This window comes from Micromonospora sp. NPDC049102 (genome assembly GCF_043197485.1).
Lineage (GTDB): Bacteria > Actinomycetota > Actinomycetes > Mycobacteriales > Micromonosporaceae > Micromonospora.
On sequence record NZ_JBICTE010000012.1, the window covers coordinates 128,825 to 151,947 of the forward strand.

The 23,123-nt window shown below is 71.2% G+C and carries 20 protein-coding genes and 1 pseudogene; 5 read left to right on the forward strand and 16 right to left on the reverse strand.

The window, feature by feature from the left end:
• Positions 1-54 precede the first annotated feature (54 nt).
• The 8 genes and pseudogenes from ispG to ACGFH9_RS14970 form a co-directional block, all read right to left on the reverse strand.
• Complete coding sequence (gene ispG / locus ACGFH9_RS14935; RefSeq protein WP_393218937.1) at positions 55-1,227, reverse strand: flavodoxin-dependent (E)-4-hydroxy-3-methylbut-2-enyl-diphosphate synthase; 1,173 nt, start codon at positions 1,225-1,227, stop codon at positions 55-57.
• A 9-nt stretch (positions 1,228-1,236) separates the two neighbouring features.
• Positions 1,237-2,487, reverse strand: a complete 1,251-nt coding sequence (locus tag ACGFH9_RS14940) for a M50 family metallopeptidase (RefSeq protein ID WP_393218940.1) — start codon at positions 2,485-2,487, stop codon at positions 1,237-1,239.
• On the reverse strand, positions 2,487-3,698 hold the full coding sequence (dxr, locus tag ACGFH9_RS14945; protein WP_393218943.1) for a 1-deoxy-D-xylulose-5-phosphate reductoisomerase: 1,212 nt from the start codon (positions 3,696-3,698) through the stop codon (positions 2,487-2,489). The genes ACGFH9_RS14940 and dxr overlap by 1 nt, the downstream gene beginning before the upstream one ends.
• 147 nt (positions 3,699-3,845) lie before the next feature.
• A complete protein-coding gene (locus tag ACGFH9_RS14950; protein WP_393218946.1) occupies positions 3,846-4,487 on the reverse strand; it encodes a Uma2 family endonuclease in 642 nt (213 codons plus the stop codon).
• Between the two features lie 209 nt (positions 4,488-4,696).
• A complete protein-coding gene (locus ACGFH9_RS14955; protein ID WP_393218949.1) occupies positions 4,697-6,394 on the reverse strand; it encodes a hypothetical protein in 1,698 nt (565 codons plus the stop codon).
• 107 nt (positions 6,395-6,501) lie between these two features.
• Positions 6,502-6,696, reverse strand: a complete 195-nt coding sequence (locus tag ACGFH9_RS14960) for a DUF397 domain-containing protein (RefSeq protein ID WP_393218951.1) — start codon at positions 6,694-6,696, stop codon at positions 6,502-6,504.
• Positions 6,696-7,067 (reverse strand): annotated as a pseudogene (locus ACGFH9_RS14965) (transposase family protein); the annotation flags it as partial. The gene ACGFH9_RS14960 and the pseudogene ACGFH9_RS14965, both read right to left, overlap by 1 nt.
• Before the next feature lie 190 nt (positions 7,068-7,257).
• The gene (locus tag ACGFH9_RS14970; RefSeq protein ID WP_393218954.1) at positions 7,258-7,809 is read right to left on the reverse strand and encodes a GNAT family N-acetyltransferase; all 552 of its coding nucleotides are present in this window, start codon (positions 7,807-7,809) and stop codon (positions 7,258-7,260) included.
• Between the two features lie 51 nt (positions 7,810-7,860).
• Here ACGFH9_RS14970 and ACGFH9_RS14975 point away from each other — a divergent pair, with 51 nt between their 5' ends.
• A complete protein-coding gene (locus tag ACGFH9_RS14975) occupies positions 7,861-8,691 on the forward strand; it encodes a YhjD/YihY/BrkB family envelope integrity protein (protein ID WP_393218956.1) in 831 nt (276 codons plus the stop codon).
• On the opposite strand, the gene ACGFH9_RS14980 is transcribed toward ACGFH9_RS14975, so the two are convergent.
• From ACGFH9_RS14980 to ACGFH9_RS14995, 4 genes are read right to left on the reverse strand one after another with little or no spacing between them, the layout of a single operon-like run.
• Positions 8,692-9,909: an ABC transporter permease gene (locus ACGFH9_RS14980; protein WP_393218959.1), complete on the reverse strand. Its 1,218-nt coding sequence runs from the start codon at positions 9,907-9,909 to the stop codon at positions 8,692-8,694.
• Positions 9,906-10,604, reverse strand: a complete 699-nt coding sequence (locus tag ACGFH9_RS14985) for an ABC transporter ATP-binding protein (RefSeq protein ID WP_393219052.1) — start codon at positions 10,602-10,604, stop codon at positions 9,906-9,908. The genes ACGFH9_RS14980 and ACGFH9_RS14985 overlap by 4 nt, the downstream gene beginning before the upstream one ends.
• A 44-nt stretch (positions 10,605-10,648) precedes the next feature.
• Positions 10,649-11,746, reverse strand: coding sequence for an efflux RND transporter periplasmic adaptor subunit (locus ACGFH9_RS14990; protein WP_393218962.1), 1,098 nt, complete (start codon positions 11,744-11,746; stop codon positions 10,649-10,651).
• Positions 11,733-12,332, reverse strand: coding sequence for a hypothetical protein (locus tag ACGFH9_RS14995; protein WP_393218965.1), 600 nt, complete (start codon positions 12,330-12,332; stop codon positions 11,733-11,735). Before ACGFH9_RS14995 ends, ACGFH9_RS14990 begins: the two co-directional genes overlap by 14 nt.
• A 112-nt stretch (positions 12,333-12,444) precedes the next feature.
• Between ACGFH9_RS14995 and ACGFH9_RS15000 the strand changes: the two genes are divergently transcribed.
• The 3 genes from ACGFH9_RS15000 (at position 12,445) to ACGFH9_RS15010 (ending at position 16,655) form a co-directional block, all read left to right on the forward strand.
• Entirely contained in the window at positions 12,445-13,146 is a 702-nt protein-coding gene (locus tag ACGFH9_RS15000) for a response regulator transcription factor (protein ID WP_393218968.1), read from the forward strand.
• On the forward strand, positions 13,136-14,965 hold the full coding sequence (locus ACGFH9_RS15005) for a sensor histidine kinase (protein WP_393218971.1): 1,830 nt from the start codon (positions 13,136-13,138) through the stop codon (positions 14,963-14,965). Before ACGFH9_RS15000 ends, ACGFH9_RS15005 begins: the two co-directional genes overlap by 11 nt.
• Before the next feature lie 94 nt (positions 14,966-15,059).
• A complete protein-coding gene (locus ACGFH9_RS15010) occupies positions 15,060-16,655 on the forward strand; it encodes a phytoene desaturase family protein (protein WP_393218974.1) in 1,596 nt (531 codons plus the stop codon).
• A 160-nt stretch (positions 16,656-16,815) separates the two neighbouring features.
• Here the strand turns inward: ACGFH9_RS15010 and ACGFH9_RS15015 are convergent, their stop codons facing one another.
• Positions 16,816-18,405, reverse strand: a complete 1,590-nt coding sequence (locus tag ACGFH9_RS15015) for a Rieske 2Fe-2S domain-containing protein (protein WP_393218976.1) — start codon at positions 18,403-18,405, stop codon at positions 16,816-16,818.
• 198 nt (positions 18,406-18,603) lie between these two features.
• On the opposite strand from ACGFH9_RS15015, the gene ACGFH9_RS15020 reads away from it, so the two are divergent.
• Positions 18,604-18,828, forward strand: a complete 225-nt coding sequence (locus ACGFH9_RS15020; RefSeq protein WP_393218979.1) for a DUF2631 domain-containing protein — start codon at positions 18,604-18,606, stop codon at positions 18,826-18,828.
• A 90-nt stretch (positions 18,829-18,918) separates the two neighbouring features.
• Here ACGFH9_RS15020 and ACGFH9_RS15025 read toward each other — a convergent pair whose 3' ends face one another.
• The 3 genes from ACGFH9_RS15025 to ACGFH9_RS15035 form a co-directional block, all read right to left on the reverse strand.
• Entirely contained in the window at positions 18,919-20,280 is a 1,362-nt protein-coding gene (locus ACGFH9_RS15025) for a DivIVA domain-containing protein (RefSeq protein WP_393218982.1), read from the reverse strand.
• Between the two features lie 31 nt (positions 20,281-20,311).
• Positions 20,312-21,469 carry a 23S rRNA (adenine(2503)-C(2))-methyltransferase RlmN gene (gene rlmN / locus ACGFH9_RS15030; protein ID WP_355233049.1) on the reverse strand — a complete coding sequence of 386 codons (1,158 nt, stop codon included), beginning with the start codon at positions 21,467-21,469 and terminating at the stop codon, positions 20,312-20,314.
• A gap of 104 nt (positions 21,470-21,573) precedes the next feature.
• On the reverse strand, positions 21,574-22,911 hold the full coding sequence (locus ACGFH9_RS15035) for a phosphatidate cytidylyltransferase (protein ID WP_393218985.1): 1,338 nt from the start codon (positions 22,909-22,911) through the stop codon (positions 21,574-21,576).
• Positions 22,912-23,123 lie beyond the last annotated feature (212 nt).

Consider the following 23,123-nt stretch of genomic DNA (forward strand, 5'->3'; position numbering starts at 1 on the left):
GAACGAATGCGGGCCGCTCCCCGAGGGGGAACGGCGCGCATTCTTCGAACTGGCTCAGTGCACGGTGACCGTCGGGCCGGTGACCAGCCCGCGCAGCTCCTCGGGCAGCTCGGCGCCCATCTCGTCGGCGATGCGCAGCGCCTCCTCGATCAGCGTCTCCACGATCTGCGCCTCGGGCACCGTCTTGACGACCTGACCCTTGACGAAGATCTGGCCCTTGCCGTTGCCGGACGCGACGCCGAGGTCGGCCTCACGGGCCTCGCCCGGACCGTTGACGACGCAGCCCATGACGGCCACCCGCAGCGGCACGGGCAGCCCTTCGAGGCCGGCGGTGACCTCCTCGGCGAGCTTGTAGACGTCCACCTGGGCACGCCCGCAGGACGGGCACGAGACGATCTCCAAACCCCGTTCGCGCAGGCCCAGCGACTCCAGGATCTGGTTGCCGACCTTGATCTCCTCGACCGGCGGGGCGGAGAGCGACACCCGGATGGTGTCGCCGATGCCCTCGGCGAGCAGCGCGCCGAAGGCGACCGCCGACTTGATGGTGCCCTGGAAGGCCGGCCCGGCCTCGGTGACGCCGAGGTGCAGCGGGTAGTCGCACTGCTCGGCCAACTGCCGGTACGCCCGGATCATCACGACCGGGTCGTTGTGCTTGACCGAGATCTTGATGTCGCGGAAGCCGTGCTCCTCGAACAGCGAGCACTCCCACAGCGCCGACTCGACGAGCGCCTCGGCGGTGGCCTTGCCGTACTTGGCCAGCAACCGCTTGTCGAGCGAGCCCGCGTTGACGCCGATGCGGATCGGCGTACCGGCGGCGGAGGCCGCTGCGGCGATCTCCTTGACCTTGTCGTCGAACTGCCGGATGTTGCCCGGGTTGACCCGGACGGCCGCGCAGCCGGCGTCGATGGCGGCGAAGACGTACTTGGGCTGGAAGTGGATGTCGGCGATCACCGGGATCTGCGACTTCCTGGCGATCGCGGGCAGCGCCTCGACGTCGTCCTGGGACGGCACCGCCACCCGGACGATCTGGCAGCCGGATGCGGTCAGCTCGGCGATCTGCTGAAGGGTCGCGTTGACGTCGGAGGTGAGGGTCGTGGTCATCGACTGCACGGACACCGGCGCGCCGCCACCGACCGGCACCGAGCCGACCATGATCTGGCGGCTGGCCCGGCGGGGAGCCAGTGGCGGGGGCGGCACGGCGGGCATACCGAGACTGATAGCGGTCACTTCAGGCACTCACCTTGAGAAGAGCGTGATCGGGTTGACGACGTCCGCGGCGATGGTGAGCAGTGTGAACGCGCCACCGATCAGGATCACCGCGTACGTGAAGGGCATCAGTTTGAGGTAGTCGACCCGGCCCGGGTCGGCTCGGCCGATCCGGGCGTAGAGCCAGGAGCGGACCCGCTCGAACCAGGCGACCGCGATGTGGCCGCCGTCGACCGGGAGCAGTGGCAGCAGGTTGAACACGCCGATGAAGAAGTTCAGCGACACGAACAGCATGAAGAAGACCAGCCAGGCGTTGTTCTGGACGGCCTCGCCGCCGAGCCGGCTGGCGCCGACCACGCTGATCGGGGTGTCCACGTCCCGCTCGCCGCCGGTGAGGGCGGTCCACAGGGCGGGGACCTTCTGCGGGATGCGCTGCAACGCCTGCGCGGTGCCGACGGCGAGTTGACCGGTGAAGTTGGCGGTCGCCCCGAAGGCGCCCCCCGGCCCGTACGTGACGCGGGTGGGGGTGCTGGGGACGAGGCCGACACCGAGCGCGGCCACCGGCCCGGCGGCGCCCTCGGGGTTGTCCAGGGGTGGGCGCTGGGTCTGCGCGAGCACGGTGCTCGTGGTGCCAGGCTGCCCGTCGCGGACGTACGCGATCTGCGTGGTCTCCCCCGGCTTGAGGGCGCGCAGCGTGGTCAACAGCTCGCCGTAGTTGCCGATCGGGGTGCCGTTGATCGAGGTGATCCGGTCGCCGTCGCGGAGTTGGGCCTGGGCTGCCGGGCTGGGGGCGTCCGCGGAGGTGCAGGCCCGGACCGCGTTCTCCGGCACCACGCAGTCGCTGAGCTGGATGACGGCGGGCTCCTGGCGGGCCTGCGCGTCGGTGGTCGGGAAGTCCGGGTTGGGAAGGCCGGCGGAGACGGCGAGGATCCAGATGGTGACCAGCGCGAGCGCGAAGTGCGTGATCGACCCGGCGGCCATCACGATCGTCCGCTTCCAGACCGGGTAACGCCACATCACCCGTGGCTCGTCGCCCGGCTCGACGTCGTCGTCCTGCGGGGTCATCCCGACGATCTTGCAGAATCCGCCGAGGGGGATGCCCTTGAGCCCGTACTCGGTCTCACCGCGCTGGAACGACCAGATGGTGGGGCCGAAGCCGACGAAGAACTTCGTCACCTTCATCCCGAACATCTTGGCGGTGAGCATGTGCCCCGCCTCGTGCAGACTGACCGAGATGAGGATGGCCAGGGCGAAGAGGACCACCCCGAGCAGGTACGACATCAAGCTCCTTCCACCGAACCCGCGATGAACTCCTGCGCGTGCGCGCGCGCCCACGACTCGGCCGCGAGCACGTCCCCGACGGTACCTGGTTCGGCGAAGTCCGGAGCGTCCTCCAGCACCCGCTCGAGGGTGTCGACGATGCCGAGGAACGGCAGTCGGCCCGCGACGAAGGCCGCCACGCACTCCTCGTTCGCCGCGTTGTAGATCGCCGGGCGGCACCGCCCAGCCTCCCCGGCGGCCTTGGCGAGGGCGACGGCCGGGAACGCCTCGTCGTCGAGCGGCGCGAACTCCCAGGTGTGCGACGCCGTCCAGTCGACGGCGGTGGCGGCCTCGGGCACCCGGTCCGGCCAGCCGACGCCCAGCGCGATCGGCAGCCGCATGTCCGGTGGGCTGGCCTGGGCGATCGTCGACCCGTCCACGAACTCGACCATCGAGTGGATCACCGACTGCGGGTGCACCATCACGGTGATGTCGGCGTACGGCACGTCGAACAGCTCGTGTGCCTCGATCACCTCAAGCGCCTTGTTGACCATGGTCGCCGAGTTGATCGTGACGACCGGCCCCATGTTCCAGGTGGGGTGCGCGAGCGCCTGCTCCGGTGTGACCTGCGTCAACTCGTCGCGCCGCCGCCCCCGGAACGGGCCGCCGCTGGCCGTGACGATCAGCCGCCGCACCTCACCGCGCGACCCGGAGCGCAGACACTGGGCCAGCGCCGAGTGCTCCGAGTCGACCGGCACGATCTGCCCCGGCCGCGTCACCGCGGCCTTGACCAGCGGGCCGCCGGCCACGAGCGACTCCTTGTTGGCCAACGCGAGGGTACGACCACCGCGCAGAGCGGCCAGCGTAGGAGCGAGGCCCAGCGAGCCGACCACCCCGTTGAGCACGATGTCGCAGGGCCACTGCGCCAGCTCGGTCATGGCGTCCGGGCCGGCCACGATCTTGGGAAGCTTGAAGTCGCCGGTGGCCCAGCCCCGACGGCTCGCCTCAGCGTAGAACGCCAGTTGCAGGTCCTGCGCGGCGGACGCCTTGGCCACCCCGACCGCCTCGACGCCCAGTTCGAGGGCCTGCGCGGCGAGCAGCTGGACGTTGCCGCCACCGGCGCCGAGCGCCACCACGCGGAACCGGTCCGGGTTGCGCCGGACGATGTCGACGGCCTGCGTGCCGATCGAACCGGTGGACCCGAGCAGGACGAGGTCGCGGGGGGAAGTCACGACGCCATTCTCCCCCACCGCCGCTGTACGCCCGCTGGGAGCCTCAGCCCTCCCCGCCGGCCTCTGGGGCCCCTTGATCGACACCACATCGCCGACCTGGGGGTATCTCGACAGCAGGACACCCCCACCTCGCCAAACTCGTGTCGATCAAGAGGTGCCAGGCTCCTCTGGGACCGCTTCCTCGCCGAGCAGGTCGGCCGGATCGATGGAGAACTCGAACGGCTCCCGCATGACGAAGCGCGTCCCGGCCGCGGCGGCGGCCACCGGCCGGTACTCCCCCTCGGTCAGCTCGTACAAGGCGATCGTGGGCACCCGATTGCGCAGGTCGACCCGGAGGAAGAACGGCACGCCGGCGGCGGCGTACTCGCGCGGCCGGTCGATGATGTCCTTGCGCCGGTGACTGGGAGAGACGATCTCCCCGAGAAGCACGGCGTGGTTGATCTCCATGGTCGTTCGACCGCCGCCCGGAGCGTCGAGGATGACGATGTCCGGGATGAACAGGTCCTGACCCGAGACGACGTTCGTCTCAAGATAGAGCCACAGCTTGGCCCGGCGGGCTGCCTGCTTGAGGTGGAACGCGAGGTCCAACTCCGCGTCCTGATGGTCGTACCCGGCATGTGGTGTCACGATCACGCTTCCGCTCCGGACCTCAACCTTGGGGCCGTTGGTCTCCGGCAACAGGTCGAGGGCGAGCTGCGCGGTCCACGGCTCGTCGTGCCACCGCAGCACGTCGAACGACGGCTCGGTGTGCTGCGGCGCCGGCTCCGGCGCGAACGCTGCCTGGGCCATCTGGGCTCACCCCCTCAGCGGACCATCCTGCTCAGATCAGCCTAGCCACCGCAGCCCGCGCAGCACGTCATCGCACACCGAGTCCGCCACCAATCAGCTGCTGCATCCAGCACGGCGCGTGCAGATCTTGGACAGTTTCCGTTCGGCCTCAACGGCAACTGTCCAGGATCTGCGGACCACACACACGAAGCGGGGGCGATCACGTCCGCTCAGGCGGACGGAAGCACGGTCAGCGGACCGACAGCCATCACGTACCCACTGGTGTGGACGACGACCTGGTCGGCGGTGACCGAGAGGATGCGGTGAACCTGCTCGGGTAGCGCTACCGACCAGATGAGGCTGCCGGTCCCGATATCCCAGAGCCGCAGGACCCGGTCGGTGCCCGCGGTGGCGACCACCGGGACGCCGTCGAGGACCACCGGCAGGATCGCGTCGACCGTGCCGGGATGCGCCAGAGCTGGGCCGACCGACTCCCCGGTGGCGATGTCGGCGCAGGTGACCGTGCCGCCGACGACGCTGAGCACGGCTGATCCAAGGACGTGCAAGCGCCTGACGGCGGCTGGCCCCGGCCAGTCCCAACCCTCCGGGGCGGTTCGGCCGGTCCGCTCGGCGAACCGGCCCGGCGGTTCCAGCTCGGTCAGGTCGGCACTGTCGAACCAGCGGAAGCCGCCCGCATCGGTGCCCGTCAGCACGACGGTGCGGCCGTGAAGGTCAACAAGCGCCAATGAGGTCGTCTCCCGCGATTCCAGTCGGACGGAGGCCCGCAGGGTCAGGGTGGCGGCGTCCCAAACGGCGAGGAGGCCGCCAAGGTTGATCGCGGCAATGACGCCACCGCGCGCGGCGACCTCGTGGAGCACAGCGGGTGTCAGCGGCGGCTCGGGCGCGGTGTGGATCTCGCCGGTGGCCGGGTCGACTATCGTCGGCCTGAGGCGGTCCATCACGACGAGCAGGTCGCGGCCGGCAACGGTAGTGGAGACCAGTCGCGGATAGCCGCCCGCAGCCCGCTGGACGATCCGCCGTTCACCAGCCGGTCCTACGAGCCCGCTGCCATCCGCGGCATCGGCGATCTCGAATACGCCCCCCTTGTCCACGGCGACGACCACGGGCCGTCCGCCGATCCCGGAAATCACGGCGTTTTGGAAGTAAGGCCGGTCCGAGTCGTCCTGTGGGAGTGGGTCGGCGAGTTCGAGAAGGTTGGTCCGGCCCTCGGTGCTGCCCGCCTGCGCCACGAAGAGCAACGAGCCGCGCACGGCGACCTGACCGACACGCTGGGTGAAGTCGGTCCGGATCGTGCCGTGCACGGTGCCGTCCCGCAGATCGATGATCCGCAGCGCACGCCACTCGCCGAGCACGACCCAGGCACCGCCGGCGAGAAACACCGGAGCGTCGTACGGGTTTGTGGTGGTGGGAAACTGCGCTGTTGGCTGGACCGCGGTGGCGTCCCACACGCTCAGGAGGCCATCGCCGACGGTCACCGCGCGCCGCTGACCGTCGAGCACCGTCCAGCCGCCGCACGTCGTAGACCCGGCCACGGCCACCTCACCGGTGCGGCGCAGGCCGTCGAGGTCGTGGAAACACAGGTTCATGGAATCGGTGTCCTCGCCGCCGAGGCTCAGGACGGCCGGCCCATCGCCCGCACTGATCGCCACCTGGAAGACATCTCCGCTGTGGGCGGCGGTCCTGGCCAACTGCCTGCCGTCAGCCAGATCCCACAGCAGCAGGTAACCGCCTTCGGTGCCGGTGACCGCGACTCCGACGCCGACCGCGAGGCTGACGAGGCGGCCCGCTCGGCGGGGAATGTCGTCCGGGTCGGTGGCGAGCACCAGCTTCCCGGTAGCGAGGTCCCATACGCACAGCCGCTCATCGTCAACGGCGACGACGGTGGCACCGTCGAACACCGCCTCCACGTAGAAGGCATCGTCGCTGCCCTCCAGACCCGGCCCTGCGACAGATCTTGGAGGCGAGGTGCCCTCCAAAGGCCGAGTTTTTTGACGTACCGGGTGGCGCGGGCGGCTCAGCGGCGAGTGTTCAACTGACGTGCGCGGGTCGCCGCGACGAAGTCGGACCAGACCGAATCGGTGAAGGTCAGCACGGGCCCCTGCCGGTCCTTGCTGTCGCGTACGCCGATCACGTCGGCGAACCCCGCCACCTCGACGCAGTCGCCCTCGCTGCCGGACCGGGTCGACGTGCGCCAGACTCCGTCACGCACTGCGACACCGCCGACTTCGCGGTATGCACCGCCAACCACGCCACCGTCGCATCGAAGGCCCGGGTATGCCCGGCCCCGTGACGCGCCCACGGCACCGCCGCCACGACCACCCCATGCACCCGACAGGAGACCCGGGGCGCGTCCGCCTCGATCACCGCCCGGACCGTCCCCAGATCCAACGCCCGCCACCGCCGCCGCACCCCGGCGTCATAGCGGGCACACCGCCGCCGGCAATGCGGACACCGCCGCGACGCGCCCTTGCGCACCCGCACCCGAGCCACCACCACCGACTCGACCGGATCGAACTCCACACCCTCGACCACCGCCTGCTCGACCCCGAGCAGCCCAGCCCATACCCTGGCAGAACGCACGCCGTTCTCCCGCCCCCAAAAGTTCTGACCTTCGACAAGCCAGAACCTAGGCAGGACAACGGCGTGCGCCATAAACGACGCGCCCAACCACCCACAAACACGTCACAAGACCCATAAATATGACCCACAGGTATACGGCTCAACGCGGTGTGCGGCTCGGCAGGTGGTTCCGCGCGAAGCGGAGGCGGGGTCAGCCGTCCGGCGTGGTCAGGACGAACGTCTCCAACTCCTCGCCGCCATACCAGTCCGTGCGCCGGCCCACGTGCGCCATGCCGAGTCGTCGGCAGACCGCCATCGACGGCTCGTTGCCCGGCGACACGACCGCGTAGATCTCCGGGGTACCGGTGGCGAACTCCCGGGCGAGAAGCGCCCGGGCCGCCTCGGTGGCGTAGCCCTGCCCCCACGAGTCGGGGTGCAGGTGCCAGCCCACCTCGATGTCGTCGGTACGCCGTGTCTCGTCGCGCCCCGGCAGCGGCTTGAGCAGAATCGTTCCGGCCACCCGCCCGGTGTCGCGTACCTCGATCGCCCAGGTGCCGTACCGTCCGCCGTCGCCGGCGTGCCGCTCCTGCCAGAACCGCAGCCGTTCGGCGGCCTGACCCGGCTCCACCATCGGCAGACCCGGTGAAACGCCCAACCAACGCGTGATCTCCGGGCGCGAGTAGATGTCGTAGATCCGGGCCAGGTCCGCCGGTTCGTCGGTCCAGTCGCGCAGGATGAGACGTTCGGTGGTGACAACAGTCATGACCGGCGATCTTAAGGAGTGACCGCCCCGGCGACAGGGAAGGAGGAGCCGATGGGCAACGGATGGCAGCGCGCGAAACGGATCATCAGCGCCGCGTTCCGTCCCGTGCGCGGGCGCGACCTGTCGCTGCACGCCGCCGCGATCACCTTCTACGGGGCGATCGCCGTGGTTCCGGTGGCGCTGCTGGCCCTCTGGCTCACCTCGCTGCTCGCGGGCGCCGATCGGGTACGCCGGCTCACCTCGTACGCCGTGGATGCTCTGCCGACGGCGATCGGTGCGCCCCGGGCGGTGGCCGCGCTCGTCGACGCCGGGGTGCAGTTGACCCCGCTGCTGGCGCTCGCCTCACTGCTGCCGGCGTCGCTCTACGGCGAGGGGCTGCGCCGGGCGTTCGTGTCGGTGGCGGCGCCGCGGAGCGACGAGCACCTGGTGGGCTGGCGGGGCCGGCTGCTGCTGCTGCCGCTGCTCGCGCCGGCTCCCGCCCTGCTCCTGTCGATCCTGCTGGCGTTGCCGCTCACCACCCGCCTGGTCCGTCAGGGTGGCTGGGTCGGCGTGCTGGGTGTGGTGCTGTCGTTCCTGGCGGTCTGGCTGGTTCTCACACCGGTGCTGGTGTGGGTGTTCCGGGTGGTCGGGCCGGCGTCGCCGGACTGGCTCTCCACGCTCGGGATCGGGTCGTTCACGGCCGCGAACCTCTCCGGGTTCCTGCACGGCTTCGTGCTGTTCGCATCCCTTCCGCTGGACCTGGGCACACCGTTCGGTGGTTTCGACCCGATCGGCGCGGGCGTGGCGGTGCTCCTGTGGCTGTACCTGTTCCACGTGATCGTCCTGGCCGGTTACTCGGCGACCCTGGCCCTCTCCCGCTGGCGCGCCCAGCGGGAGCGCTGATCACGGGGCGGCGAGCGCTTCGGTGGGAGTGAGCCGGGCGGCCCGGATCGACGGGTAGACGCCTGCGGCCATCCCGACCAGCAGGGCACCGGCGATGCCGCCCAGCACGGACGTCATCGGAATCGTCGGCGGCCAGCCCTGGTAGCCGGCGTAGCCGACGGTCGCGAGCACGCCGAGGACCGCACCGGCGGCCCCGCCGAGCACGGACAGCAGCACCGACTCGGTGAGGAACTGCACCCGGATCTGGCCACGGTTCGCGCCGAGCGCCCGGCGCAGACCGATCTCCCGGCGACGCTCCAGCACCGAGATGACCATGGTGTTGGCCACCCCGATCCCACCGACCAGCAGCGCCACCGCGGCCAGACCGAGGAACAGCGCGGAGAACGTGTTCTCGGTGGCACGTTTCGCGGCGAGCGCGTCCGAGGGGCGACTGACCTGGACCAGGCCGGGCAGCTGCGCGTTCAGGGTGGCCGGCAGCACGGCCCGGACGTCCTCCAACGCGTTCTCGCGGGCCCGCACGTACACCACGGTGGGATGCCCGTCGAAGCCGAGCAGGTCCCGGGCCGCGTCCCAGCCGACCAGCACCGACCGGTCCAGGTCGGGGGCGATGGGCAGCGGATCGAGTACGCCGATCACGGTGAACCACCGCTCGCCGATGAACACCTGCGGTGGCTGGGCCGGGTCCACGGTGGCGAACCCGAGCCGGCTCGCGGCCACGTAGCCGAGGACGACCGTCGGCAGCCGAGCCGTGCCGTCGTCGAGGAACCGGCCGGCACGGACCCGGCCGTTGACGGTGTCCAGCAGGTCCGGTCGGGTCGCCAGGGTGCTGAGTCCCGAGGTGTCGTACCGGTCCATCACGTCGCTGCGGCGGACCATCACGTGGGTGTTCGCGACGGCGCTCACCGTCTCCACGGGCCCGATCCGCTGCACCATCGCGACGGAGTCCTCCGGCAGCAGCACGGGCGGGTCCTGATCCGGTACGGGTTCGGCGCGCAGCAGGTTGGTGCCGAGCGCGGAGAGCTGGTCCATGAGGTCGCGCTGGCTGGACGCGGGGATTCCCACCACGACGATCATCGTGGCGATGCCGATGGAGATGCCCAGGGCGGACAGGACCGCCCGCATCCGCCGGCTGGTCAGCCCGAGCAGACCGAGCCGGAGTACGTCCCCCGGGGCGAGCCTGGGCGGTCGGCCGCCGGGTGCCGCTGTCGGTGTGCTCATGCGGGCGTCCTGTCACGCGTGTCGGAGACGATCCGTCCGTCGCGGATGTCCACCTGTCGAGGGGTACGAGCGGCGAGATCCCGGTCGTGGGTGATGACGGCGATGGTCGTGCCTTCCGCGTGCAGACTCAGCAGCAGCGCCAGGACCGCCTCGCCGTTGGCGGTGTCCAGGGCCCCGGTCGGCTCGTCGGCCAGGACCAGCGCCGGTTCGTTGACAAGCGCCCGCGCTATCGCCACCCGCTGGCGTTCTCCGCCGGAGAGCTGGTGCGGCAGATGGTCGACCCGATGCGCCAGGCCGACCCGGGCCAACGCGTCGACGGCAGTGCGGCGACGGCGACGACGGGGTACGCCGGCGTAGAGCAGCCCGGTGGCGACGTTCTCGGCGGCGTCGAGCCCGCCGACGAGGTGGAACTGCTGGAACACGAAGCCGAGCCACCGGCCCCGCAGCGCGGAGAGCCGCCGGTCGGACAGGTCGGTGACCTCCTGCCCGGCGACGCGTACCCGCCCGCTGCTGGGCAGGTCGAGGGTGCCCATGATGTTCAGCAGTGTCGACTTGCCGGAACCGGACGGTCCGACGATGGCGAGCAGTTCTCCGGCGCGGACGGTCAGCGAGACGTCGTCCAGGGCGGTGACGCCACCCGGGTACGTCCGGCTCACCCCGTCGAGTTGCAGGACCGGTTCGGCGTACGCCGGGATCACCTCGGTCGGCGCGTTCCGGACCGGGAACGGGATGACGGTGCTCACGCGGCGGTCACCACCGTGAGTCCCTCGGTGACGCCGTTACCGCTGACCTCGACCAGCCCTCGGGAGAACATCCCGGTCTCCACGGCCACCAGCCCGCCCTCGGGCAGTTGGAGGGCGTGCCCGCCCTCGCGGAGCGCCACCAGCGCGCCGACCGGTACGGCCAGCACGCCCTTGCGGGTGCTCGTGGTGAACGTGACCTGGACCGACGCCGCGTCCAGCTTCGCCACGTCCGCCGCCTTGGTGGGTGTGACGAGGACGTTCACCTTCGGCGGGCTGGCCTGGCCACCCCCGGCGTCCGGGCCGCCGCCGTCGACGGTGTGCGAGATCGAGGCGACCCGGCCGGGGCTCTCGGTCGTGTCGGGCAGCGTGATCGTGACCGTGGCACCCACCCGGATACTGCTGACCTCGGTCGCCTCCACCGCGACGGTCACCAGCTTGACCTTCTCGGTGACAGCCAGGAGTTCGCCGGCGGCGGGGTCACCGGTCACGGCCTTGACCGCGCTGATCCGGACCGGTCCCGGCAGCACCGTGGCCCGCCCGACCTCGATCCGGCCGGTGGGTTGCAGATCGAGCGACTGCTGCCACTTCTTGATCGCGGCCACCAGGGTGTCGGTCAGCAGGGACTGCCCCGCGGGGATCTTCGCGCCGTCCTTGGCCCGGGTCGGCCGCGTGCCGGTCTGGTAGCCGAGCGCGGCCAGGTTGTCCGACACGACGCGCACGTCGCTGCCCACGAGACCGGGCTTGTCGAGCGTGCGGAACAGCGGGACACTGCCGAAGAGCACCGGTACCGGCTGGTCGTTGACCCAGTAGAGCGGCTTGCCCCGGGCGACCGTGTCACCGACCTTCGGCAGGCGGGTGACGACACCCTCGCCCGTGCCCTTGACCACGCGCTCCGGGCCGAACCCCAACGTGCCGTCGAGCGACCGGCTGTCCGACAGGTCGGTACGGGTGACCGTCGTCGTCGTCAACGGCGGCGGGGCGCTCGCCGCGTCGTCCGCGCCGGCACGCCGCAGCGTCAGCACCGTGACGCCGGCGCCGGCGACGGCCAGCGTCACCGTCACCAGGGCCGCCATCGCCAGTTTATTTCTTGCCACGGAACGCCTCCATCGTGCATTCCTTGTCCGCCTTGTCGTACGCGGCGCCCACCAGACCGCCCGTCGCGTCCTCGACGTCGTCGTACGTCCAGCCGGAGCCGTCCGGCAGTGAGTGGATCTTCATGCCGCGCCCGCGCAGGCACTGCACGTAGTCGTTCCACTGGATCACGTAGTTCGGGTTCTTCTCCTCGTCCAGCTCGGGCGGCTGGAGGGGGAGCTTGTCGGCGCACGCCACGTACGCCGCCTTCGGCTCACCGCTCTGGTCGAGGGAGATGATGCCGCTTCCCTTGGGTGCCCCGGCCGAACGTTCCTTGTTCTCCTTGACCCCGTGGTCGCGCAGGCAGTAGTTGTACGTGTTCCAGAGCCGCTGCTTCTCGTCCTCGTTCATGTCCAGGCGCAACTGCGGGCGCCCGGCCGCCGCCGCAGCCGCAGCACTGGCGGACGCGCTCGGCGCGGCGGAGCCGGTGGCGAGGGAAGCGACGTCGGCCGTGCCCCCGGCGTCGGACTTCTCACCGCCACAACCGGCGAGAACCATGGCGAGGAGGGTGAGCGCCGCGAACCCGACGCGTCGTGGTGCGTTCGTCATGCCGGCAGCCTCACGGGAAGTTGTCAGAGACCTGTCAGGAACCGATGCTCATTCCGTAGCCCCAGGTCACGGGCAGCACCTGCGGGGGCCGGCGCCCCGTACAGTCGCTGCCGTGACCGCGCGGGTGCTGATAGCCGAGGACGACGAGAAGCAGGCCGAACTGGTCCGCCGCTACCTGGAACGCGAGGGGCACACGGTCGTCGTCGTCGGCGACGGGCGGGCCGCCCTGGAGCAGGTTCGCCAGGACCCACCGGAGTTGCTGATCCTCGACGTGATGATGCCGAAGGTCGACGGCCTGGACGTGTGCCGCATCCTGCGGCGGGAGTCCGACCTGCCCGTGCTCATGCTGACCGCCCGCACGACCGAGGAAGACCTGCTGCTCGGCCTCGACCTCGGCGCCGACGACTACATGACGAAGCCGTACAGCCCTCGCGAGCTGGTGGCCCGGGTGCGGACACTGCTGCGCCGTGGCCAACGGGCGGCCCGCACGGCCGACCCGGTGCTGCGGGTCGGCACGCTGCACGTCGACCCGGTCCGCCACGAGGTACGCGCCGACGGACGACAGGTCGACTGCACGCCCGGAGAGTTCCAACTGCTCCAGGCGATGGCCGCCCAGCCGGGACGGGCGTTCACCCGTGACCAACTCCTGGGCTACCTGCACGGTTTCGACAGGTACATCACCGGCCGGACCGTCGACGTCCACGTGATGAACCTGCGCCGGAAGATCGAGCCGAACCCGCGTAAACCGACCCGGCTGCTGACCGTGTACGGCGTCGGCTACAAACTCGTCGAGGAGAGCCACCATGCGGCGTGAGGTGCCGCTGCACCGCAGCCTGCTGCTCCGGCTGCTCGCGCTTGCCGTCCTCATCGCCGTGGGCTCGATCGCGGCCACCGCCTGGCTGGCCGTTCGCACCACGACCGGGGCGATCCGGCAGGAACAGGGTCAGGCGCTCGCCGACGACGCCCGCATCTACGACACCCTGGTCGGTTACGCGGCGACCCACCCGAGCTGGGACGGCGTCGACGCCACCCTCCAACCACTCGCCGAGCAGGTCGGCCGGCGCATCACCCTGACCACCGAGTCGGGTGCGCCGCTCGCCGACTCGGCACCGCAGGCCGGCCCGCTACCCACGAAGCCGTCCGCGACCATCGACGCGCTCGCCGTCGACACCGCCCTGACCCCGGGATCCCCCGCAGCCGTCGACGCCGCGCGCATCGACCCCCGCGCCGCCGGCCCGTACCTGCTCCCGCCCAACGAGCGCCAGACGCTGCACGATCGGGCGGACCAGGCCGTCCTGTGCCTGCGGGTGCGGGCGAGGATCGCGGCCGTCGCCGAGCAGGGAGCCACCGGCCGACCACGGATCGCCACTCCCGGCACCGACCCCAACGACCCCAGCTGCGGTCTGGTACGCGAGGAGCTGGCGGCCCCTACGGCCACCGAACGCAAGGCGCTGGCACAGCTCAACGCGCTGGTGAACACCTGCCTGGCCCGGCGCAAGATCGCCCCCGTGAACGTCGCCCTGGACTGGACCTGGACGACGCGGTCCGCCCCCGCGGCGGACAGCCGTCGGGACGTCACCGAGGTCGACCAGGACCAGGGCCAGGCGGTCAACGCCTGCGTGGGCACCAGCCGGCGGGAGCAGCTCCTCCCGTACGTCGCCCCGGCGGCGACCCTGTTCGTCAGCGACCCGGGCGGTCGCCCCACCACGACCTTCGACCTGTCCCGGGCCAACCAGGCCCGCATCGCGGCGGTCGCCGGACTCGTGCTGCTGGTGACCGTCGGCGTCACCGTGCTGGCCGGTGTCCGGCTGACCCGGCCGCTGCACGCGCTGACCGGCGCGGCCCAGCGGATGCGCGACGGTGACGGTGCCGCCCGCGTCCGCGTCACCGGCCGCGACGAGATCGCCCGGCTGGCCGAGGCGTTCAACGACATGTCCGAGCGGCGCGAACACCTCGAACAGCTCCGCCGCGCCATGGTCAGCGACATCGCCCACGAGCTACGGACGCCGGTCACCACCATCCGGGGTTGGCTGGAGGCCGCCGAGGACGGCGTCGCCCCGATGGACCGGAGGTTGGTGTCCTCGCTGCTGGAGGAGGCGACACTGCTGCAACACGTGATCGCCGATCTCCAGGACCTCGCCGAGGCGGACGCGGGCGCGCTGCGACTGCACCCCGAGACGGTCTACCTCGCCGACCTGCTGGGTCAGGTCGCGGAGGCGTACCGCGTCCAGGCCGGCCGTGCCGGCGTGACGCTCGCGCTGCGGGTCGACAGCGATCCGCAGGTGTACGCGGACCCGGTGCGGCTGCGTCAGGCCGTCGGCAACCTGGTCGGCAACGCGGTACGCCACACACCGGCCGGCGGCAGCGTCACGATCAGCGCCCGGGCGGCCGACGGACAGGTGATCATCGCCGTCGCCGACACGGGCAGCGGCATCAGCCCCGAGCATCTGCCCCGGGTTTTCGACCGCTTCTGGCGGGCGGAGAGGTCCCGCAGCAGACAGACCGGCGGCAGCGGCCTGGGCCTGGCGATAGTCCGCAAGTTGGTAGAGGCCCACCAGGGCACGGTCGAAGTCCAGAGCCAACCGGCAAAAGGCTCGACCTTCACCGTCCACCTCCCCACCCACCCCCGCTGATCAAGCGGTTCGCGTCATCTGGACGGCGTTTCCTGACGCGAACCTCTTGATCAACGGGTCACGGGGGGCGGTGGGGGGACTAGGCTGCGGCGGCATGAGTGGTGAGATTCCGGCTCGGGCCGACGTGGTGATCGTTGGGGCCGGGCACAACGGTCTGGTCTCCGCAGTCCTGCTGGCCCGCGCCGGCCTGGACGTCCTCGTGCTGGAGGCCGCCGACGTGATCGGAGGCGCGACCCGCACCGAGAACCCGTTTCCGAAGGTGCCCGGGCTGCGCCACTCCACCGGTTCGTACCTGCTCGGGCTCATGCCACCCGAACTGCTCGCCACGCTCGACGTCCGCATCCCGGTGTTGCGCCGCGACCCGCACTACTTCCTGCCCACGCCGGGTGGCCTCGGCTCGCCGTACCTGCTCTTCGGCAGTGACACCGCCGCCACCCGGGCGCAGCTCGCCGAATTCTTCTCCCCCGCCGACGTGGCCGCCGACGACAACATGCAGGCCGAACTGGCCGCGCTGCGCGACGACCTCGCTCCCGCCTGGCTGACCGAGCCCCTGACCGCCGAGGAGACCGCCGAACGGCACGTCCGCCCGGCGCTGCGGCAGATCTTCGTCGACCTCGTGCGGGGGTCCGTCGCCGACTACCTGGCCCGCTTCGAGTTCCGCTCCGAACTGCTGGTCAGCATGTACGCCGTCACCGACGGCCTCTCCGGCCTCAACGCCGGCCCGGACGACCCGGGAACGGGTCACAACTTCCTGGTGCACAACATGTGCCGACTGCCCGGCTCGGGCGGCACCTGGATGATCGCCGAGGGCGGCATGGGCACCGTCGCACGGACGTTCGCCGACGCCGCACGCGCCGCCGGAGCCACCATCACAACGGGTACGCCGGTCAGCGCGGTGACCCTCGACGGCGGCGCGGCCAGCGGTGTCGTACTCGCCGACGGTCGGCAGGTCGCAGCGCGGGTGGTGCTCGGCGCGTGTGACCCGTACACCCTGATGGAGCTGTTGCCCGACGGCGCGCTCCCGGCGCGACTCGGCGCACGGATGGCGGCGGTCCGCCGGCCCGGCACCACCCTCAAGCTCAACCTGGCGCTCAGCGGCCTGCCGCGCTTCTCCTGCCTGCCGCCCGACGCGCCGAGCCCGTTCGGGCCGACCATCCACCTGCTGCCCGGCTCCGCGTCGCTGGTCGGCGGCGACACCACCTCGCCGATGACCGCGCTGCGCACGATGTGGGCGGACGTGCAGGCGGGACGGCTGCCCGCGGAGCCGACCATCGAGTGGTACCTGCACACCACAGTCGACCCGTCGCTCTCCGACGCCGCCGGCCACCACTCGTCGGCGCTGTTCGTGCAGTCCGTCCCCTACGAGCTGACCGGCACCACCTGGGACGCGGAACTGCCCGGCTACGTCGACCGGCTCGTCGAGATCGTCGAACGGTACGCCCCCGGCACCGCCGACCTGATCGCCGACGCGGTGCCGCTGCCTCCGCCGGGCATCGAGGCGCACTTCGGCATCAGCGGCGGCCACATCCACCACGTCGACAACACCGTCTCGTTCACCGACCGGATGCCGTACTCCACCGGCATCGACGGCGTGTACGCGGGCAGCGCCGGCTGCCACCCGGCCGGCAGCGTCATCGGCGCCGCCGGCCACAACGCCGCCCGCCGGATCCTCGCGGACCTGGGTAGTTGAGGCGTCCTCGGCCCGATGCACGTACGGCCGCAGCCCACCCCGCTCCCGATGCCACGTCGCGCGCGCACCCCTCCCCGCGATCTTGCACTTTCGGTCGCCGTTCTGGGGGCATTGCGGGGCCTTGCACCCACGGAAAGTGCAAGATCGCGGGCGGAAGGGGTCAGGTTAGGGCCTCCCCGGCCGGGGCCGGGGTCTCCGCGTCTACGCGGTGGGCGCGGACCTTGTGGCCGACGCTGGTCAGGCAGCGGCCGCTGGGCAGGTCGAAGCGCCAGCCGTGCAGCTGGCAGGTGAGCTGGTCACCCTCGACGATGCCGAAGCGGGTCAGGTCCGCCTTCAGGTGCGGGCAACGGCGCTGCACCACCCAGTCGCCCAACGTGATGTCCTCGGCGTCGGTGGAACGCTCGTGCTCGTCGTACCAGCCCTCGGCGTACTGGAGGCGCTCCTCGGAGAGGCACTTGAAGAACGCGTAGACGAACTCGTTGTACTGGCCGATCCGGGCCGCCGAGAACCGGCAGGAGAGGAAGAGCGAGTTGACCCAGTCCACCTCGTCGATGAAGAGCAGGTGCTCGATCAGCGACCGCTCGGTCCGGAAGCGGTAGCGAACCTTCTCGTCCGCGTACGGCCGGACCTCCTTACCCGGGAAGTCCACGACGATTGATTCAAGGGTCTCCCCGCCTGAGCTGTCGGTACCGACCAGGTCGAAGCGGACCGGGCCGCCGACCCCCTTGGCCAGGTAGATCGACTCGTCGAGCAGCGGCTCGATCCGACGCTTCATCTCGCCGAGGACGTCCACCTCGGGGTGCCGCCAGGACGCCTTCTCCGCCTCGATGACCGGGCGCTTGCGCTCCCGCATCTCCTCCAGGTGGGCGACCTTGTTCGCGAAGAACTCCTGCACCGGCACCGGGTGGGTGGTGCTCGCGCCCTCGGTGGTGACCTCGGCGACGCTGCCCGGCAGCAGCACGATCCCGTTGGTGCCGCCGACCTTCGCGTACTCCGACAGGAAGACGGACTGGTCGGGGAAGATGTTGCCCTCGTCGCCGTGGATGTCGTTGAACTGCCACAGCTCGTCGTCGAGGAAGCAGGGCGGACCGGCGATCGGGAAGACGTGGTCGGCCTTCAGGTCGTCGATGTACCGCCAGGTCCGGTCGAACTGCCGGTCACGCTTCTGCTTGCCGAACGCGGTCTTCGCCGCCTGCGGCAGCTCGTAGACCATCGGGTACCAGATGGCACCGGAGAACTGGAGCAGGTGCGCGTGCACGTGCCCCAGCTCGGCGAACACGCTGAGGTCGGTCGGGCGGGCGTCGTTCTGGTTGAGCAGCCGCACACCGTCGTACTCGACCCAGAGCGAGGAGTCGCCGATCGGGCCGTCGGTGGGGCTGGTCAGCGCCTGGATCATGATCTTCAGACCGCCGTCCAGCTCGACGACCTGCTCGTTCGGGGCCTTGAGGAACTTCGTGAAACCCAGCGCCCGGAACTCGTCCTCCATCTCCGAGGTAGGGAACTCGGGGAGCAGGACGGTGGCGTCCTTGGAGATGTGGTCCCGCAGGTGCTTCGCGTCGAAGTGGTCCCGGTGCAGGTGGGAGACGTACAGGTAGTCGACCTGACCCAGGGTCTCCCAGTCGAGCAGGGAATTGTCCGGGAAGGGGAACCACGAGGCGAAGTAGGCCGGGTTGACCCACGGGTCGCACAGGATGCTGCCCGCGGCCGTGTCGATCCGCATGCTGGCGTGCCCGGTTCCGGTCACTCGCACCGCACAGTCCCCCTCAAACAGACAATCAGGTGTACGCCAAACGCTACCGGAGGGAGTCTGACCGCCGCCCCGCGACGCCCGTAGTGCCGTCCGGCCTGGGCGGGCAGGGCCGAAGGGCCGGTAAACCCCCACCACACCGCCCCGCGCGGGAGGCGTGCCAGACTAACCAAAGATCCGATCGCGAGGGAAGGACCGACAGTGGCAGGAAGCGAGCCGGTAACGTCGCCGGACCAGCACAAGCCCGGGCACCGCAAGTCGGGGCGCATCGGCGCCGCGCTGTCCGCGCTGGCGCTGGTCGTCATGGCGTTGTGCGGCAACCACGAAGGCAGGGTCGAGGACATCTGGCTGATCGGCCTCGCCGCGCTGCTGCTGGTCATCGTGATCGGCGATGCCGTACTGCGGCGCAACGGCCTGCGCTCCTGAATCGACCGGCCGCCGGGCGACCGGTCAGGACACGAAACGAGGGCCCGCCCCCACTCGGGGACGGGCCCTCGTTTCGTGTACGCGTCGGGCTCAGCGCCCGAACAGGATGTCCTGCACGTCCTTGAGCGCGGCGTCGACCTCGGCCTCGAAGTAGCCGCCGGGCACCAGGCCGAACCGGAGCGTGTCCAGGTCCTTCGGGTCGACCGGCATCGGGTTGCGCCGCTGCATGCCGCCGAGCAGGGAATCGAAGAACTGGTCCACCTGGTCCGGGTCGTACCCACTGCCGAACCGACGCACCTGGAACCTACGACGGATCTGGTCGACCCGGTACAGGTCGCTGCCGGGCGGGCCGGCCATCGGCGGGCCACCCATCGGCGGACCGGCCACGGCGGGCGGGCCTGCCATCGGCGGACCACCGATGCCCTGCTGCGGCATCGGGGGCGGGCCGGCCGGGCCACGACGCAGGTCACGCAGGTCGCGCTCGGGCATCCGGATCTCGGCCGTCATGTCGGCGCGAGCACGTCGGCCCGCCTCGAAGCCGTCGAAGCGGGGCTCCTCCGGAGGCGGGTAGCCGCCGGGCGTCCGCAGGCCGTCGGGCGGGCCGTACCCGCCGTGCGTGCGCTGGTCATCCGGCGGACCGTAACCGCCCGGCCTGCGCTGGTCATCCGGCGGACCGTAACCGCCCGGCCTGCGCTGGTCATCCGGCGGACCGTAGCCACCCGGCATGCGCTGATCATCCGGCGGACCGTAGCCACCCGGCATGCGCTGATCATCCGGCGGACCGTAGCCACCCGGCATGCGCTGATCATCCGGCGGACCGTAACCGCCCGGCATGCGCTGATCATCCGGCGGACCGTAGCCACCCGGGCCGGCCGGCAGGCCACGCGGCGGAAGGCCGTGTCCGCCCATCGGCCCGCCGGGCCCCATCGGGCCGGGACCACCCGGGCCCGGGCCGGGGCCACCGGGGCCGGGGCCGCGCTGCGCGTCGTAGCCGCCTCGAGGGGCGTCGTACCCGCCGGCGAAGGCGCCGGTGGGCTCGTCGTACCGGCCGTAACGGTCGGCTGGCGGGCCGGCCTGGGCGGGCATCGGCCGGGGCGGCATCGGCTGCGGAACCATGCCGCCACGGTCGTCGCGCATCGGCGGACCCATCCGGTCCGGAGGGCCCATCCGGTCACCCATCCGAGGATCGCCGCCGCGGCCGGCGCTGTTGCGCTCCTCCAACTCGGCCAGCTGTCGCTCGACCCGGTCCAGGTGCAGGTCGACCTGCCACTCGTCGTAGCCGTTGAACCGCACCCGGAAGACGACGTCGTGGACCTCCTGGGAAGCCACGGGCGCGCCCACCTGCCGGCCGTCGAGCGTCGCCTCGACCCGGTCGAGGAAGGCATCCACCTCGTCGACCTTGTATCCCCGGCGAACCGCCTTGCGCCGGAAACGCTGACCCTGACTCGCCACTATGTCTCCTGGTGTCGTTCGCCACGCCCGGTCACGCCGGTGCCTCTCCGGCGCGGTCGGTGAAGGTGTCGGTGTCCTCGGCGGCGGCGAGCTGGCCACACGCGCCGTCGATCTCGCGACCCCGGGTGTCCCGTACGGTGGTGGAAACTCCCGCATCGCGCAAGCGCCGGACGAACTCCCGCTCGACCGGCTTCGGGCTCGCGTCCCAGCGGCTGCCCGGCGTCGGATTGAGCGGGATGAGATTCACATGTGTCAACTTGCCGGCCAACAGCCGCCCGAGCAGGTCAGCTCGCCACGGCTGGTCGTTCACGTCCTTGATCATTGCGTACTCGATGGACACGCGACGGCCCGTCCGGGCGGCATAGTCCCACGCTGCGTCCAGCACCTCGGCTACCTTCCAGCGCTGGTTCACCGGCACGAGTTCGTCGCGCAGATCATCATCGGGCGCGTGCAACGACAACGCAAGGGTCACAGAGAGGTCTTCGCTGGCCAGTCGGCGGATGGCCGGAACCAGGCCGACCGTGGAAACGGTGATGTGCCGCTGGGAGAGGCCCAGCCCCTCGGGGGCGGGACTGACCAGCCGACGGATCGCCGCGATGACCCGGTTGTAGTTGGCCAGCGGTTCGCCCATGCCCATGAACACGACGTGCGACAGGCGCGGCGGTGAACCGGCGACGGCACCGGAGGCCGCCACCCCCGCCAGGTAGACCGCCTGGTCGACGATCTCGGCCGTGGACAGGTTGCGGGTCAGCCCGGCCTGGCCGGTGGCGCAGAACGGGCAGGCCATGCCGCAGCCCGCCTGGCTGGAGATGCAGACCGTGACCCGGTCCGGGTAGCCCATCAGCACGCTCTCCACCAACGCACCGTCGTGCAGCTTCCAGAGCGCCTTGCGGGTCGCGCCGTCGTCGCAGGCCAGCTCGCGCACCGGGGTGAGCAACGTGGGCAGCAACTCGTCGGCCAGCCGCGCACGGGTCGCGGCGGGCAGATCGGTCATCGCCTGCGGGTCGCGTACCAGCCGCCCGAAGTAGTGGTTGGAGATCTGCTTGGCACGGAACTGGGGCTCACCCAGCCCGGCGACCAGCGCCTGGCGGCCGGCCAGGTCCAGGTCGGCCAGGTGTTGCGGCGGCATGGAGGCCCGGCGTGCGGTCGGGGCGTCCGAGATGGCGGGGATCAGCGGCAGACTCGTCATGGCTGGTCCAGTGTGTCACGCCTCCGGTGGTCGGCACCTGTCCGGAGGTGTCGAACCGGCCCCCGCCGTGGGTCGGCACTGCTCGGGCCATGGTGTTGCATGCCTCACCCCGCCACCGGCACGAAGATCACCAGCAACAGGTACGCGGTGGGCACGGCGAACAGGATCGAGTCCAGCCGGTCCATCAGGCCACCGTGCCCGGGCAGCAGGTTGCTCATGTCCTTGATCCCGAGGTCCCGCTTGATCATCGATTCGGCGAGGTCGCCGAGGACCGCCGCGCAGGAGATGGCCACCCCGAACACCGCCCCCCACCCGGGAGCCAGATCGAACATCAACCACAGCAGCAGGGCACTGCCCAGAGCCGCCGCGGTGACCGAGCCGGCGAAACCCTCCCAGGACTTCTTCGGGCTGATCGACGGCGCCATCGGGTGCCGGCCGAAGCGGACACCGGCCGCGTACCCACCGGTGTCGGAGAGGACCACCGCGATCAGCGTGGCCAGGATGCGCAGCCGGCCGTCGTCGGGCGCCGCCGCCAGCATCGCCGCGAAACCGGCGAGGAACGGCACGTAGACAGCGATCAGGGTGGCGGCGGTGAGATCCCGTTGGAAGCCGGCCGGGCCGTCACCCAACCGCCAGATCATCGTGCCGAGCACCGTCACCAACAGCCCGAGGCTGAGCGCGTCCGGACCCGCGAACCAGGCCAGACCCACGGTCAGGACACCACCGGCGATCAGCGGCACCAGTGGCGGGTGGGCGCCGCTGCGGCGCACCGCCCGGGCCATCTCCCAGATCCCGATGGCGACGGCGGCGGCGATCACCGGCAGGAACGCCGGCGGGTACACGGCCAACGGCACCACGATCAGCGCGCCGAGGGCGAGGCCCACACCGATGGCCGCCGGCAGGTTGCGACCGGCCCGCCCGGTACCCACCTGCTGGGTCGCCGGTCGGTCGATGCTGGCCCTACGGCGGCCCTTCGGTCGCCGACCCGTCGGCGGCTCCGGGTCATCCACCGGCTCGTCGTCCGGCAGGATCTCGGCGCCGATGGGCGCGAGCTGCGCGGTCGGGTAACCGGCATCGTCGTCGTAGCGCGGCGCGGCGTCACGATCGTCGTACCGTGGCGCGGCGTCGCGGTCGTCGTAACGGTCGCGGTCGTCGTAACGGTCGCGGTCGTCGTAACGGTCGCGGTCGTCGTAACGGTCGCGGTCGTCGTAACGGTCGCGGTCGCTCGGGCGGACGGTACGGCCCCGCTCGTCGTACGGGTCCGCTGGCTGCGGCTCGGCGTACGCCCGGGCCCGAGGCTCGGCGTACAGCTCAGGCCCGGCGGCCGGACGGCGGCTCCACTGGCCGGCCTCCAGCTCCTGCTCGGGCCAGGGCAGGGCGACCGGGTGTTCCGGTCGGTCCCAGCCGCGCGGCTCGCCACTGTAGGGGTCGGGGTGGGACATCACGCACCGTGTTGGAGCGCGAGTGCCACCACATGACGCAAGACCACAAGCATCCCCTACAAGCGCGACTGTGTTCCTCGGGCCCGACCGCCGCGACGGTCGGTGGATCCCCGGTGTGCACCACCCGGTGGCCGGGAATCCTGCCGAGCCTACTGCACACGCCGCCGGGGCGAGGTGGACGATGGCCCAGCCCCTTCGGGGCACCCGTCCGG